13 protein-coding genes and 1 riboswitch are annotated in these 13883 nt (G+C 68.0%); of the genes, 3 read left to right on the top strand and 10 right to left on the bottom strand.

Features of this window, described 5'->3' with window-relative positions; genetic code table 11:
- Positions 1 to 49: 49 nt before the first annotated feature.
- Together ACF08N_RS13605 and ACF08N_RS13610 are read left to right on the top strand one after the other, a co-directional pair.
- Positions 50 to 784: a rhomboid family intramembrane serine protease gene (locus ACF08N_RS13605; protein WP_392324763.1), complete on the top strand. Its 735-nt coding sequence runs from the start codon at positions 50 to 52 to the stop codon at positions 782 to 784.
- Positions 781 to 1062, top strand: a complete 282-nt coding sequence (locus tag ACF08N_RS13610) for an Lrp/AsnC family transcriptional regulator (RefSeq protein WP_031069742.1) — start codon at positions 781 to 783, stop codon at positions 1060 to 1062. Before ACF08N_RS13605 ends, ACF08N_RS13610 begins: the two co-directional genes overlap by 4 nt.
- A gap of 495 nt (positions 1063 to 1557) precedes the next feature.
- Here the strand turns inward: ACF08N_RS13610 and ACF08N_RS13615 are convergent, their stop codons facing one another.
- The 6 genes from ACF08N_RS13615 to ACF08N_RS13640 all read right to left on the bottom strand — a co-directional run bounded on the left by ACF08N_RS13615 (position 1558) and on the right by ACF08N_RS13640 (position 8766).
- Positions 1558 to 2955 carry an aminotransferase class V-fold PLP-dependent enzyme gene (locus ACF08N_RS13615; RefSeq protein WP_392324764.1) on the bottom strand — a complete coding sequence of 466 codons (1398 nt, stop codon included), beginning with the start codon at positions 2953 to 2955 and terminating at the stop codon, positions 1558 to 1560.
- A 211-nt stretch (positions 2956 to 3166) separates the two neighbouring features.
- Positions 3167 to 3284, bottom strand: a riboswitch (SAM riboswitch).
- Between the two features lie 77 nt (positions 3285 to 3361).
- On the bottom strand, positions 3362 to 4426 hold the full coding sequence (trpD, locus tag ACF08N_RS13620) for an anthranilate phosphoribosyltransferase (RefSeq protein WP_392324765.1): 1065 nt from the start codon (positions 4424 to 4426) through the stop codon (positions 3362 to 3364).
- Positions 4427 to 4551: 125 nt separating this feature from the next.
- Positions 4552 to 6177, bottom strand: coding sequence for a cytochrome bc complex cytochrome b subunit (locus ACF08N_RS13625; RefSeq protein WP_392324766.1), 1626 nt, complete (start codon positions 6175 to 6177; stop codon positions 4552 to 4554).
- On the bottom strand, positions 6174 to 7247 hold the full coding sequence (locus tag ACF08N_RS13630) for a Rieske 2Fe-2S domain-containing protein (protein WP_392324767.1): 1074 nt from the start codon (positions 7245 to 7247) through the stop codon (positions 6174 to 6176). The genes ACF08N_RS13625 and ACF08N_RS13630 overlap by 4 nt, the downstream gene beginning before the upstream one ends.
- A complete protein-coding gene (locus ACF08N_RS13635; protein WP_392324768.1) occupies positions 7244 to 8053 on the bottom strand; it encodes a c-type cytochrome in 810 nt (269 codons plus the stop codon). Before ACF08N_RS13635 ends, ACF08N_RS13630 begins: the two co-directional genes overlap by 4 nt.
- Positions 8054 to 8145: 92 nt before the next feature.
- Positions 8146 to 8766, bottom strand: coding sequence for a heme-copper oxidase subunit III (locus tag ACF08N_RS13640; RefSeq protein WP_005318575.1), 621 nt, complete (start codon positions 8764 to 8766; stop codon positions 8146 to 8148).
- A gap of 169 nt (positions 8767 to 8935) precedes the next feature.
- Here ACF08N_RS13640 and ACF08N_RS13645 point away from each other — a divergent pair, with 169 nt between their 5' ends.
- Positions 8936 to 9340, top strand: coding sequence for a hypothetical protein (locus ACF08N_RS13645; RefSeq protein WP_392324769.1), 405 nt, complete (start codon positions 8936 to 8938; stop codon positions 9338 to 9340).
- 10 nt (positions 9341 to 9350) lie between these two features.
- On the opposite strand, the gene ACF08N_RS13650 is transcribed toward ACF08N_RS13645, so the two are convergent.
- The 4 genes from ACF08N_RS13650 to coxB all read right to left on the bottom strand — a co-directional run bounded on the left by ACF08N_RS13650 (position 9351) and on the right by coxB (position 13858).
- Positions 9351 to 10607 carry an Ig-like domain-containing protein gene (locus ACF08N_RS13650; RefSeq protein ID WP_392324770.1) on the bottom strand — a complete coding sequence of 419 codons (1257 nt, stop codon included), beginning with the start codon at positions 10605 to 10607 and terminating at the stop codon, positions 9351 to 9353.
- 121 nt (positions 10608 to 10728) lie between these two features.
- Positions 10729 to 11127, bottom strand: coding sequence for a cytochrome c oxidase subunit 4 (locus ACF08N_RS13655; protein ID WP_392324771.1), 399 nt, complete (start codon positions 11125 to 11127; stop codon positions 10729 to 10731).
- Positions 11124 to 12863 carry a cytochrome c oxidase subunit I gene (gene ctaD, locus ACF08N_RS13660; RefSeq protein ID WP_392324772.1) on the bottom strand — a complete coding sequence of 580 codons (1740 nt, stop codon included), beginning with the start codon at positions 12861 to 12863 and terminating at the stop codon, positions 11124 to 11126. The genes ACF08N_RS13655 and ctaD overlap by 4 nt, the downstream gene beginning before the upstream one ends.
- A complete protein-coding gene (coxB, locus tag ACF08N_RS13665; RefSeq protein ID WP_392324773.1) occupies positions 12860 to 13858 on the bottom strand; it encodes a cytochrome c oxidase subunit II in 999 nt (332 codons plus the stop codon). Before coxB ends, ctaD begins: the two co-directional genes overlap by 4 nt.
- Positions 13859 to 13883 lie beyond the last annotated feature (25 nt).

Below are 13883 nucleotides of genomic sequence, written 5' to 3' on the forward strand. Positions count from 1 at the left end.
ACGGCGAGGCACTCTGTACCGTTCGGTCCCACTACGCCATGCTCTGTCCATGATCAGTCGGCAGGACACGGCGCGGGACGCGATCCGGGGGGCGGCGAGGGGGCCGGTCGTCACCTACGGGCTGATCGCGCTCTGCTGTGCGATCTTCGTCGTCAGCCCGGTGTCGGGACTCAATCCCGGCCACGGGCTCGGCGACGCCCTGCTCGCGGCCCAGGAGGCGTACTTCGAACACTGGGGCGTGATCCCGGCGGACCTCCTGAGCGGCTCCCCCCGCGCCCTGTTGACACCCCTCACCGCCCTGTTCATCCACGGCAGTTGGCTGCACCTGCTGGGGAACATGCTCTTCCTCTACGTCTTCGGCGCGATGGCCGAGGAACGCATGGGGCATGCGCAGTTCGCCCTGTTCTACCTGGGCGCCGGCTACGTGGCCCTGCTCGTGTACGCGGTGGCCAACGCGGACTCCCGGCAGACGCTGGTAGGCGCGTCGGGGGCGATCTCCGCGGTGCTCGGCGCGTTCCTGTTCCTGTTCCCGAAGGCGCGGGTGACGAGCCTGTTCCCGTTCCTCTTCTTCCTGCCGCTGCGGTTCCCCGCGTGGGCGGTACTGATCTTCTGGTTCGTCCTGCAATGGCTGGCGGCCCGCAACGCGGGCAGCGGCCCCGGGGTCGCCTATCTGGCGCACCTGGCCGGGTTCTCGGCGGGCTTCCTCTACGCGTGGGGCCGATTCCGGGGTGGGACTAGAGTGAGGACATCTGCAGCGGCCACCGAGGGAGAAAGCCAACCGTGATCACCGCGATCGTGCTCATCAAGACCAGCGTGGACCGCATCCCCGAGATCGCCGAGTCGATCGCGGCGCTGGACAGCGTCAGCGAGGTCTTCTCCGTGACCGGCACGTACGACCTGATCGCCATGGTGCGCGTGGCGAAGCACGACGACCTGGCGGATGTGATCCCGGGCCGCATCAGCAAGATCCCGGGCGTCGAGGCGACGGACACGCACGTGGCGTTCCGCACGTACTCACAGCACGACCTGGAGGCGGCGTTCGCGATCGGCCTCGACGCGTAGCACTTGCGCGGGCGACCGACCGGGTGACGCCCTCGGGCTTGGCCCGGCCCGTGACCGCAGCGCCTCTCGGAGCGCGGCGCGCTCGGGGCTTGACCAGGCTCTCGGGCCGGGCCCGGTCCGGGACCGCTGCGTCGGGCCCCTCCGGGGCTCGTATCCGGGACTGCTTTCACGAACCTGCGTTGCGGTATCTCACGACGCTTTACGTCCCGAACACGACCCCTGCACGTCCCTGACCCGGGGTTGGCCCCTGCGCCGACCGTCCGTGGACACCCGCCCGACCAGGGCAGCGACCACCGGTCGTGGAGACGGCCACCGGCCTGTCACAGCCGAGTCGACCGGAGGGGGTCGGGGTCGGAGGAGAGGGGTGCCCGGACGTAAAGCGCCGCAGCTCGCGCGAAGCGCGGTGAGTAAAGCAGTCCGGGTACCCCACTCCGGAGGCCCCGGCCCCCGGCACCACCCCCGGCAGGGGGCACCCGGGGGCGCGGCGCCCCCGGGTCAGACCGCCGGGACGCAGCGCCCGTCCTCCGTGTGGTACGTCCACTTCGCGCCCTCGCGCACCAGCTCCCGCACCGCCTCCACGAAACGCTCCACATGCTCGTCCGGCGTGCCCGCGCCGAAGCTCACCCGGATCGCGTTCAGCGACTTCTCCCCCGGCTCAGCCTCCGGCGCACCGCACTCGCCGACGTCCTGCGGGTCGCTGCCGAGCAGCGTGCGCACCAGCGGGTGGGCGCAGAACAGGCCGTCGCGGACGCCGATGCCGTACTCCGCCGACAGCGCCGCCGCGAAGTGCGAGCTGTTCCAGCCGTCGACGACGAAGGAGATGACTCCCACGCGCGGCGCGTCGTCGCCGAAGAGCGACAGCACGCGGACCTCCGGCACCTCCGCCAGCCCCTCGCGCACCTTCGCGATCAGGTGCTGCTCGCGCTCGACCAGCGCGTCGAAGCCGGCGTCCGTCAGCGCCTTGCACGCGGACGCGATCGAGTAGACGCCGATCACGTTCGGCGAACCGGCCTCGTGGCGCGCGGCCGTCGTGTGCCATTCGACGTCGACCCCGCCGTCCGTACGCCGCGCCACCTTCCGCGACGCGCCGCCGCCCGCCAGGTACGGCTCCGCGTCCTGGAGCCAGTCCGCGCGGCCGGCGAGGACGCCGGAGCCGAACGGCGCGTACAGCTTGTGCCCGGAGAAGGCGACCCAGTCGACGTCCAACTCCCGTACGGACACGGGGTGGTGAGGCGCGAGCTGAGCGGCGTCCAGCACGATGCGCGCACCGTGCGCATGGGCGGCGGCCGCGAGTTCCTTCACCGGCCACAGCTCACCGGTCACGTTGGACGCACCGGTGACGCAGACAAGCGCCGGACCGTACGGGTCCCGCTCGGCGAGCGCGTGCTCCAGCGTCCGTACCGCTTCCCCGGGCGTGCGCGGCGCGTTGAGGTACGTCACCCGCGCGTCGCGCCACGGGAGCAGAGAGGCGTGGTGCTCGGTCTCGAAGACGAAGACCTGGCAGTCCGCGGGCAGGGCGGCGGCCAGCAGGTTCAGCGAGTCCGTCGTGGACCGGGTGAAGACGACCTGGTCGCCGTCCCGACAGTCGAGGAAGGAGTGCACGGTCGCCCGGCTGTTCTCGAACAGGTCGGTGGACAGCTGGGACAGGTACCCGGCGCCCCGGTGCACGCTGCCGTAGTACGGGGCGTACGCGGCGACGTCGTCCCACACGCGCTGCAGCGCCGGCGCGCTCGCCGCGTAGTCGAGCGCGGCGTACGTGACTTCGCCACCGGTCACGAGCGGGACGGTGACGTCCCGGCCGAGGACCGGGAGCGGCTCGGCGCAGCAGGGGGCGGAGTCGGCGGAGGCAACAGCGGCGGAGGCGAGAGCGGAAGCGGCAGGGCGTGCGGACATGGCGGTATCTCCCGGCAGGAAAGGCGAGTTGGCTTCGACAGAACCCGTGACGGCACGACGGCGTACGGGGAAAGACCTCGACACACGGACATCACCGCGCGGAGGTGTGATGAAGAAGGGGCGGAAACGCCCTATCGCATTCGCTTGCTCACGAGACAGCTCCCTTGAGGACCAGGACCCCAGGGACGCGACATTCGAACGATGTCGCGGGGGTCCGCGCTTGCCACAGACCTCGCTGCCTGCGGCCTGGTCTTCACCCGGGGCACCCCGCCACGGACGGAGGGTTGCCGGACAGCGGGCCGGGGCCGTAATCGCTGTCACTCATGACCTTGAAGAGCATCTTGCCATACGTCTCGGATGACGCAAGGGCGCGGTCCGGATAGTGGACCGCGCCCTCGCGTCGGCGTCAGGAATGGCTCGCCGTCACCCAGCGCTCCAGCGCCGCCCGTGCCGCACCCGAGTCGATGGACTGCGCCGCCCGTGCCATGCCGGCCGCCAACTGCTCGTTCAGCGTGCCGTCGGTCGGCTCCAGCGCGGCCAGCGCGGCCGCCGAGTTGAGCAGGACGGCGTCCCGCACCGGGCCGGTCTCGCCGCCGAGCAGGCGGCGTGCCACGTCCGCGTTGTACGACGCGTCGGCGCCGCGCAGGGCCTCCACGGGCACCAGGTCGATGCCGAGGTCCCTGGGGTCGAACGCCTCCTCGCGCACCGCGCCGTTCCGCACGACCCACACGCGGGACGTCGCGGTCGTCGTGAGTTCGTCCAGGCCGTCGTCGCCGCGGAAGACGAGCGCGGAGGCGCCGCGCTCGGCGAGGACGCCGGCGACGATGGGCGCCATCCGGGCGTCGGCGACTCCGGTGGCCTGCGCCTTGACCCGGGCCGGGTTGGTGAGCGGCCCGAGGAAGTTGAAGGTGGTGCGGATGCCGAGCTCCCTGCGGGCCGCGGCGACATGCCGCAGCGCCGGGTGGAACTTCACCGCGAAACAGAAGGTGATCCCGGCTTCCTCGGCGACCTGGGCCACGCGCTGCGGGGTCAGCTCCAAGTTGACGCCGAGCTTCTCCAGGACGTCCGAGGCGCCGCTCGCCGACGACGCGGCCCGGTTGCCGTGCTTGACGACCTTCGCGCCCGTACCGGCGACGACGATCGCGGACATGGTGGAGATGTTGACCGTCTTGGCGCCGTCGCCGCCGGTGCCGACGATGTCGACGCTGGGGCCGGGGACGTCGATGAGGTTGGCGTGCTCGTACATGGTCCGTACGAGACCGCTGATCTCCTCGACGGTCTCGCCCTTGGCACGCAGGGCCACCGCGAAGCCGGCGATCTGCGCGTCGGTGGCTTCGCCGCTGAGGATGCGGTCCATGGCCCACGCGGTGGCGTCCGCGCTCTGGTCGCGGTTGTCGAGGAGGGCGTTCAGCACGCTGGGCCAGGAGTGGGCCGCCACGCTGTCGCCGCCAACCGGGGTCACAACGTTCATGGTCCGCTCCTGGGTCCACAGCCGATAAGGATGGCTCCCACCCTATCCAGCCCCGGGGCACAGCGAAGGGCCCCGTCCATTCGATGGACGGGGCCCCGCGCTGTGGCGACCAAGAGGTCAGGTGATCAGTGGTGGCCGTGGCCGCTGGTGATCTCCTTGTACTCGTCGGCGGTGGGCTTGGCGACCTGGTTGTCGCCGCCGTAGTAGCCCTTGCTGAGCTTGACCCGCAGCTTCTCCATACGGCTGACCTTGCGGCGCACGCCGTGCTCGTCGACCGTCGGGCCGATCTCGGCGGGCTTGTACTGCTCGTGCGCGGTCAGCTTGTACCGGTCACCCTGCGACAGCGGCTCGTGGATCTCGACGAACTCGCCGTGCGGCAGGCGCTTGATGATGCCGGACTCGCGTCCGTGCAGCACCTTCTCCTTGTCGCGCCGCTGCAGACCCAGGCAGATCCGCTTGGTGATGACGAAGGCGAGAACCGGTCCGACGAAGTAGGTGATCCGCACGAACCAGGTGATCGAGTTGATCGACAGGTGGAAGTGCGTGGCGAAGATGTCGTTTCCGCCACCGATCAGCATGATCACGTACGCGGTGACCCAGGCGACGCCCAGAGCGGTACGGGTCGGCGCGTTGCGCGGGCGGTCCAGGATGTGGTGCTCGCGCTTGTCGCCGGTGATCCACGACTCGATGAACGGGTAGACGGCGATCGCCGCGAGGACCAGACCGAAGATGACCAGCGGGATGAACACGCCCAGCACGAGCGTGTGACCCCACAGGTTGATCTCCCAGCCCGGCATCACACGGATCAGACCCTCGGCGAAGCCCATGTACCAGTCGGGCTGGGCGCCGGTGGACACCTGGTCCGGGCGGTACGGGCCGAGCGCCCACACCGGGTTGATGGTGAACAGGCCGGCGATGATCGCGATGACACCGAAGACCAGGAAGAAGAAGCCTCCGGCCTTGGCCATGTACACCGGCAGCAGCGGCATGCCGACGACGTTCTTGTTCGTGCGGCCGGGGCCCGCGAACTGCGTGTGCTTGTGGTAGAAGACCAGGATCAGGTGCGCCACCACGAGGCCAAGCATGATGCCCGGCAGCAGCAGGATGTGGATCGAGTAGAACCGCGCCACCATGTCGTGGCCGGGGAACTCGCCGCCGAACAGGAACATCGAGATGTAGGTGCCGACGATCGGCGTGGCCAGGATCGCGCCCTGCGTGAAGCGGACACCGGTGCCGGAGAGCAGGTCGTCCGGCAGCGAGTAACCGGTGAAGCCGGTGAACATGCCGAGGACGAACAGCAGGAATCCGAACAGCCAGTTGATCTCACGCGGCTTGCGGAACGCGCCGGTGAAGAACACACGCATCATGTGCACGAACATGGCGGCGAGGAAGATCAGCGCGGCCCAGTGGTGGATCTGCCGGATGAGCAGACCACCGCGGACGTCGAAGCTGATGTCCAGCGTCGAGGCGTACGCCTCGGTCATGCGGATGCCTTGCATCGGCACGTACGAGCCGTGGTACTCGATCTCGTTCATGCTCGGGTGGAAGAACAGCGTCAGGTACACACCCGTGAGGATGATGATGATGAAGCTGTAGAGCGCGATCTCACCCAGCATGAAGGACCAGTGGTCCGGGAAGATCTTCCGCATGTTGGCCTTGGCCAGGGAGTAGATCCCGAGCCGGCCGTCCGCCCAGTCGGCCACCCGCTCGCCGGCGGGCGCCTTCTTCTGCGTATCCGTCTGTGTACTCATCCGCGCTCCCAGAAGGCAGGACCGACAGGCTCTTCGAAGTCGCCGAGCGCCTCGAGCTCGCCCTGGGCGTTCACACCGATCCGCAGCTGCGGAAGCGGGTGACCGGCCGGGCCGAAGATGACGCGGGCGCCGTCGGAGAGGTCGAAGGTGGACTGGTGGCACGGGCAGAGGACGTGGTGCGTCTGCTGCTCGTACAGGCTGACCGGGCAGCCGACGTGGGTGCAGATCTTCGAGTAGGCGACGATGCCCTCGTGCGACCACTCGAGCTCGCGCCTGTCCTTGATGTCCTCCGGCTGGATGCGGACGAGCATGAGGGCGGCCTTGGCGATCTCGGTGTTGAACTCGTGGTCGCTCTCCTCCAGGCCCTCGGGCATGGCGAAGGTCAGCGACCCGACCGCGACGTCCTCGGGACGAAGCGGCTCGTTCGTGTTCATGTTGATGAGCGTCTTGCCCCGGGCCCACAGCGTGTGGCGGAGCTTGTCCTCGGGCAGCGGGCCGAGCTCGCGCAGCAGCACCACACCGGAGAGCGGCACCATGGCCAGCGCGCCGAACATGGTGGTGCGGATCAGGCCGCGGCGGCCGATCGCGGACTCACGCGCACCGTCGGCGAAGTCCGACAGCACCTTGGCCTTGACCTCGGGGGCGGCCTCGATCGCGTGGCGATCGTCGGCGACCTCGACGTCGGACATCAGGGTGCGCGCCCAGTGGACGGCACCGGCGCCGATGCAGAAGAGCGCGAGACCCAGGGTCACACCGAGCGCGAAGTTCAGCGCGCTGATGTGACCGAGCGGCCAGATGTAGACGATCTTCTTGACGTCGAAGATCACGAAGGAGGCGATGAAGCCGACCGTGGCGAGCATCGACAGCGTGAACAGGAAGGCGACGGTGCGCTCGGAGCGCTTGGCCGCACGCTCGTCGATGTCCTGGACGCGCGGCTTGTGGGCCGGCAGTCCCGGGTCGGCGAACGGGTTCTCGTCACGCTGTGCGACGGCGGTGCCGCCGTGAGCCGCGTCGTGCGCGGTGCCCTGCTCTGCCGGCAGGTTCTCTTCTGAATTCTCTTGGCTACTCATGACTTCTTGGCCTTAGCGGTGTGGGCCGCAACCCAGACGGCAACAGCGATCAGCGAACCCAGACCGAAGATCCAGCCGAACAGACCCTCGCTCACGGGGCCGAGGCCACCGAGGGCGAAGCCGCCGGGGGTCGGGGTTTCCTCACCGTTCACGGCGTTGACGTACGCGATGATGTCCCGCTTCTGCTGCTGGGGCATCACGGTGTCGGGGAAGGACGGCATGTTCTGCGGGCCGGTCTGCATGGCCTCGTAGAGGTGCTTCGCGCTGACGCCGTCGAGGCTCGGGGCGTACTTGCCGTCGGTCAGGGCGCCGCCCTCACCGGTGAAGTTGTGGCACTGGGCGCAGTTGGTGCGGAAGAGCTCGCCACCCTTGGCGATGTCCGCACCCTCCGGGCTGTAGTCCTTCTCGGTCGGCGTGATCGGGCCGGCACCCAGGGAGGCGACGTACGCAGCGAGCTGGTCGATCTCCTTCTGGGTGTAGATGACCTTCTTCTTCGGCACCTGCGCGCCGGGCTGCTGGGCGGGCATGCGTCCGGTGCCGACCTGGAAGTCGACCGCTGCGGAGCCGACGCCGACCAGGGAGGGGCCGTCGGAGGTGCCCTGACCGCCGGTTCCGTGGCAGCTGGCGCAGCCGACGGTGTAGAGCTTCTGGCCCTCCTTGATGGCGAGGGACTGGGCGGTTTCATCGGCCTGCGCCTTGTCCGCGGGTGCGAACGCGGCGTACAGCCCCCCAGTGGCCGCCAGCGCGAGGAGTAGGACGACGACCGCCGCCAGCGGATGGCGTCGTCGTGCGGAGAGCTTTTTCACGGATTACCCCGGTGTCAGGATCTTCTGCGTCGATGCTTCTGGACTGTGTCTGCTTCAGGCGGCGCCCGCTCGGTGCGTGCCGCCCGCGCCGATTACTTGATCATGTAGATCGTGGCGAAGAGGCCGATCCAGACGACATCGACGAAGTGCCAGTAGTAGGACACGACGATGGCGGCGGTTGCCTGCTCGTGGGTGAATCTCCTGGCCGCGTACGTCCTGCCGAGAACCAGCAGGAAGGCGATGAGACCGCCTGTCACGTGAAGGCCGTGGAAGCCGGTGGTCAGGTAGAACACGGAGCCGTACGGGTCGGACGAGAGGGAGAGCCCCTCGTGCTTGACCAGCTCGGTGTACTCGAAGACCTGGCCACCGATGAAGATCGCACCCATCACGAAGGTGATCACGAACCAGGTGCGCAGCTTCTTCACGTCGCCGCGCTCGGCGGCGAAGACGCCGAGCTGACACGTGAGGGAGGAGAGCACCAGGATCGTGGTGTTCGTCGCCGAGAACGGGAAGTTCAGGGCATCGGCTTTCTCTGCCCAGAACTCGGCACCCGTCACCGATCGCAGGGTGAAGTACATCGCGAAGAGGGCCGCGAAGAACATCAGCTCGGAACTCAACCAGATGATGGTTCCGACGCTGGTGAGGTTCGGCCGATTGACCGACGGGTGCGCGTGCCCGGTTTCTACTGTCGTTGCTGTCGCCACGACCGACATTATGTCGGTCGCTTATCCCGCCCTCACTCCGGGGGGTGCCGTTCGGTGTGTTGGTGGGCCCTGTCCAGCCCGAACGGCCCATCGAAGGCATGTCCGAACCGGTGTTGACAGCCAGTCGGGAGGAGTAGCATCCGCGCCACAAGCTCTGTTCGTACGAGGCGGAGGAACCATGCAGTCGAGCGCCACGGTCCTGGTCTACAGCGACGATGCCAATACCCGCGAGCAGGTCAGGTTGGCAACGGGTCGCAGGCCGGCCGCGGACGTGCCGCCGGTGCGGTTCGTGGAGTGCGCGACCCTGCCCGCCGTGCTCAAGGCGCTCGACGAGGGCGGCATCGACGCGTGCGTGCTGGACGGTGAGACCGTTCCGGCGGGCGGCATGGGCGTGTGCCGGCAGATCAAGGACGAGATCTTCGACTGCCCGCCGGTGCTGCTGCTCATCGGCCGCCCCCAGGACGCCTGGCTGGCGACCTGGAGCCGCGCGGAGGCGGCGGTGACGCTTCCGGTGGAGCCGGTGGAGTTCGCCGAGGCACTGGCCTCTCTGCTGCGCCGCCGGCTCTCCCACCACGCCGCCTGAGCGCCTCTTCCTAAACAGCGGGCCTGAGGCGGGCGGCGACGGCGGCACTGCCGGTTTCCTGGGGCGTGCCGCCGGTCAGGGCGCTGCCTTCGCGCCACTTGTCCCAGGACAGGTTCCAGTCGCCGAAGCCGTTGCCGAAGGTGTCCATTATGTCGCCGTAGCTGTTGACGACCTCGACGATGTCGCCCTCCCGGACCGTGTTGAAGAACCAGGCGGCGTTGGCGGTGGACATCCCGGTGCAGCCGTGGCTGACGTTGGCGAGGCCCTGTGATCCGACGGACCACGGCGCCGCGTGGACGTATTCACCGCTCCAGGTGACGCGGGTCGCCCAGTAGACAGGCAGGTCGTACGACTCCGAGCTGCCCTCGGCGATGCCGATGCTGGTGCTGCGCATCCGGACGAAGGACTCCTTGCCGAGCACGACCTTGATGCCGTTGCGCGTGGCGAAGCCGGGCTTGCCGGTGGTCACCGGAATGGTGTTGATCACTTCTCCGTTGCGCTTGACCACCATGGAGTGCGATGCGGCGTCGGTTATGGCCTCGATGCGGTCGCCGATGGTGATCTTCAGCGGGTTGGAGCGGCCGCCGTAGAGCTTGTTCTCGACCTTCACCCCCGCGAGGTTGCTGGTCGCGTTGACGACCGTTCCTGTGGGCCAGTACTCCTTCGGGCGGTAGTGGAGCGTCTTGTCGTCCACCCAGTACCAGGAGCCCTCCACGGCGGGCTTGGAGTTGACCTTCAGGGCGCGTTCGACGACCCGCCTGGCGTCGTTGCCCTTGACGGCCATGCTGAGCTTGGCGGTGACCGGCTGGCCCACGCCGTACGTGCCCGCCTTCGGGCCGAACTCGGCGGTCAGGAAGCGATTGGCGGGCTTGGTCTCGAAGGTGAGCGTACGCAGACCGGGCGCGCCGTCCTCGTCCTCCGTGGCGACCTTCATCGTGTAGCGGGCGCCGGCCGCGAGGGGGGCGGTGGAGCGCCAGCGCAGGCCGTCCGCGGAGAGTTCGCCGGCGAGGTAGTGCCCGGCGTTGTCGATGACGGTGACGTCGGTGATGCGGCCGGAGTCGCCTTCGGCGGTGACTTCGAGCGGCTTGTCGGGGTCCACCTTGCGGTCGCCGGCGTCGGCGTTGAAGCTGACCTGCCGCGCCGCGTCGTAGGGCTGGGCGGCGAGGGGATGGCCGTCGGGCTCGCCGCACGCGGTCGCGACCGCTCCGAGGGCCAGGGCCGCCAGAATGCAGCTGAGAACGGTGCGAAAGTGAGGCGTGTGGTTCATGAGCACACGCTATGAACGCTTGTCACGAGCGGCGCGCTGGATGACTCCAAACGAGGGGCCCGGATCCGCCTTCTTTGGAGTGAAGGGGACCCGGGCCCGACGTGTCGCGCTTGACGCGGCGTTACTGGTTCTGGCTCTCGCCGCGGTAGTACTCGAACACCCAGCCGAAGATGCCGACCAGGATCAGCGGCAGCGAGAAGTACAGCAGCCACCAGCCGATCGCGACACCGAGGAAGGCGAGGGCACCACCGATGGCCAGCGAGAGCGGCTGCCAGCTGTGCGGGGAGAAGAAGCCCACCTCGCCGGCCTCGTCGGCCACATCGGCTTCCTTGTTGTCCTGGGCCATGGCGTCCACCCGCCTGGCCGTGAAGGCCAGGTAGTAGCCGATCATGACGCTCAGGCCGAAGGCCAGGAACAGCGCGGTGGTACCGGCCGGCTCCTTCGACCACACGCCGTACAGGACGGCCATGGCCAGGATGAAGACGCCCAGCCAGAGGAACATCTTGCCCTGGATCTTCACTTGCTCTCCTCCTTGCCACCGGCCGTCACGCCGGCCGGGATGCCGCCGTGCTCGAGCTGGTCGAGAGCCGCGATCTCCGGGTGGTGCAGATCGAACGCGGGAGATTCGCTGCGGATGCGCGGCAGCGTGAGGAAGTTGTGCCGCGGCGGCGGGCAGGACGTGGCCCACTCCAGCGAACGGCCGTAGCCCCAGGGGTCGTCGACCTCGATCTGCTTGCCGTACTTCGCCGTCTTCCAGACGTTGTACATGAAGGGCAGGACCGACAGGCCCAGCACGAACGAGCTGATCGTGGAGATCGTGTTCAGCGCGGTGAAGCCGTCGGCAGCGAGGTAGTCCGCGTAACGACGCGGCATGCCCTCGGCACCCAGCCAGTGCTGCACCAGGAACGTGCCGTGGAAGCCGATGAACAGCGTCCAGAACGTGATCTTGCCGAGCCGCTCGTCCAGCATCTTGCCCGTGAACTTCGGCCACCAGAAGTGGAATCCGGCGAACATCGCGAAGACCACGGTGCCGAAGACGACGTAGTGGAAGTGCGCGACGACGAAGTACGAGTCGGAGACGTGGAAGTCCATCGGCGGCGAGGCCAGGATGACGCCGGTCAGACCACCGAAGGTGAAGGTGACCAGGAAGCCGATCGTCCAGAGCATCGGTGTCTCGAAGGACAGCGAGCCCTTCCACATCGTGCCGATCCAGTTGAAGAACTTCACACCGGTCGGGACGGCGATGAGGAACGTCATGAAGGAGAAGAACGGCAACAGCACGCCGCCGGTGACGTACATGTGGTGGGCCCACACCGTCACGGACAGACCGGCGATCGCGATGGTCGCGCCCACCAGGCCGATGTAACCGAACATCGGCTTGCGGGAGAAGACCGGAATGATCTCCGAGACGATGCCGAAGAACGGCAGGGCGATGATGTACACCTCTGGGTGCCCGAAGAACCAGAAGAGGTGCTGCCACAGCAACGCGCCGCCGTTGGAGGCGTCGAAGATGTGCGACCCGAACTTGCGGTCCGCCTCCAGGGCGAACAGCGCGGCGGCCAGGACCGGGAAGGCGAGCAGGACCAGCACACCGGTCAGCAGCACGTTCCAGGTGAAGATCGGCATCCGGAACATCGTCATGCCGGGGGCGCGCATGCAGATGATCGTGGTGATGAAGTTGACCGAGCCGAGGATCGTGCCGAAGCCGGAGAAGGCCAGACCCATGATCCACATGTCGGCGCCGACACCCGGCGAGCGGACGGCGTCCGACAGCGGGGAGTAGGCGAACCAGCCGAAGTCGGCCGCACCCTGCGGGGTGAGGAAGCCGGCCACCGCGATCAGCGAGCCGAAGAGGTAGAGCCAGTACGCGAACATGTTCAGCCGCGGGAACGCCACGTCGGGCGCGCCGATCTGGAGCGGCATGATCCAGTTCGCGAATCCGGCGAACAGCGGCGTCGCGAACATCAGCAGCATGATCGTGCCGTGCATCGTGAACGCCTGGTTGAACTGCTCGTTCGACATGATCTGCGTGCCCGGACGGGCCAGCTCGGCGCGCATGAAGAGCGCCATCAGGCCACCGATGCAGAAGAAGATGAACGAGGTGACGAGGTACAGCGTGCCGATCGTCTTGTGGTCGGTGGTCGTCAGCCACTTCACGACGACATTGCCGGGCTGCTTGCGCCGGACCGGCAGCTCGTTCTCGTACGAGTCTTCATCTGCCGTGGCGGCACCCTGGGGTTCGTTGAGGATGCTCACAGTTGGTTCTTCTCCGCATTCCTGGCCGGGTCCGTCTGCTCAATGCCCGACGGGATGAAGCCGGTCTGCCCCTTTTCGGCGAGCTCCTTCAGGTGCTGCTGGTAGCGCTCCGGGGAGACGACCTTGACATTGAAGAGCATCCGGGAGTGGTCGACGCCGCAGAGCTCGGCGCACTTGCCGAGGAAGGTGCCCTCCCTGTTGGGGGTCACCTCGAAGACGTTGGTGTGGCCGGGGATGACGTCCTGCTTGAACAGGAAGGGGACCACCCAGAAGGAGTGGATGACGTCGCGAGAGGTCAGGATGAACCGGACCTTCTCTCCCTCGGGCAGCCACAGCGTCGGGCCCGGGTTACCGGTCTGCGGGTTCCGGGTCCCGGGGATACCGGCGTCGTAGACGCCCTCGGCACCCTCGGGGAAGTTCTCCTGGTACTTGTCCGGAACGGCGTCGAGCTCCTTGGGGACCTCGACTCCGGTCTTGGCGTCACCGTCGACGTTCTCGACGTAGTTGAAGCCCCAGCTCCACTGGTAGCCGACCACGTTGATGGTGTGGGCGGGCTTGTCCGAGAGGGCGAGCAGCTTCGACTCGTCACGCGCGGTGAAGTAGAAGAGCACCGAAACGATGATGATCGGGACCACGGTGTACAGGGCCTCGATGGGCATGTTGTACCGGGTCTGCGGAGGTACCTCCACCTTGGTGCGGCTGCGCCGGTGGAAGAAGATGCTCCACAGGATCAGACCCCACACCAGCACGCCCGTGGCGAGCGCTGCCGCCCACGAGCCCTGCCAGAGGGAGAGGATCCGCGGGGCCTCCTCCGTCACCGGAGTGGGCATGCCCAGCCGGGGGAAGTCCTCCCAGTTGTATGAGCAACCGGAGGCGGTAGCCAGGATCAGGCCCGCAGTCAGCACCTGCGGCAGCTTCCGCCGCATCGGGCGCCGCGACGTGGGGGTACCACCCGCGCCTTGGCTGCGGGGGAGGTCGGAGCCGTTGGGACTCACGTAGCGCCTTCCCGAGAGTCTCGGC

The sequence above is a fragment of the Streptomyces sp. NPDC015127 genome, from assembly GCF_043080095.1.
Lineage (GTDB): Bacteria > Actinomycetota > Actinomycetes > Streptomycetales > Streptomycetaceae > Streptomyces.

Coding starts and splice junctions, on each gene's coding strand:
- ACF08N_RS13605 (WP_392324763.1), top strand. CDS start 50: ATGATCAGTCGGCAGGACACGGCGCGGGACGCGATCCGGGGGGCGGCG.
- ACF08N_RS13615 (WP_392324764.1), bottom strand. CDS start 2,955: ATGTCCGCACGCCCTGCCGCTTCCGCTCTCGCCTCCGCCGCTGTTGCC.
- trpD (WP_392324765.1), bottom strand. CDS start 4,426: ATGAACGTTGTGACCCCGGTTGGCGGCGACAGCGTGGCGGCCCACTCC.
- ACF08N_RS13625 (WP_392324766.1), bottom strand. CDS start 6,177: ATGAGTACACAGACGGATACGCAGAAGAAGGCGCCCGCCGGCGAGCGG.
- ACF08N_RS13630 (WP_392324767.1), bottom strand. CDS start 7,247: ATGAGTAGCCAAGAGAATTCAGAAGAGAACCTGCCGGCAGAGCAGGGC.
- ACF08N_RS13640 (WP_005318575.1), bottom strand. CDS start 8,766: ATGTCGGTCGTGGCGACAGCAACGACAGTAGAAACCGGGCACGCGCAC.
- ACF08N_RS13645 (WP_392324769.1), top strand. CDS start 8,936: ATGCAGTCGAGCGCCACGGTCCTGGTCTACAGCGACGATGCCAATACC.
- ACF08N_RS13650 (WP_392324770.1), bottom strand. CDS start 10,607: ATGAACCACACGCCTCACTTTCGCACCGTTCTCAGCTGCATTCTGGCG.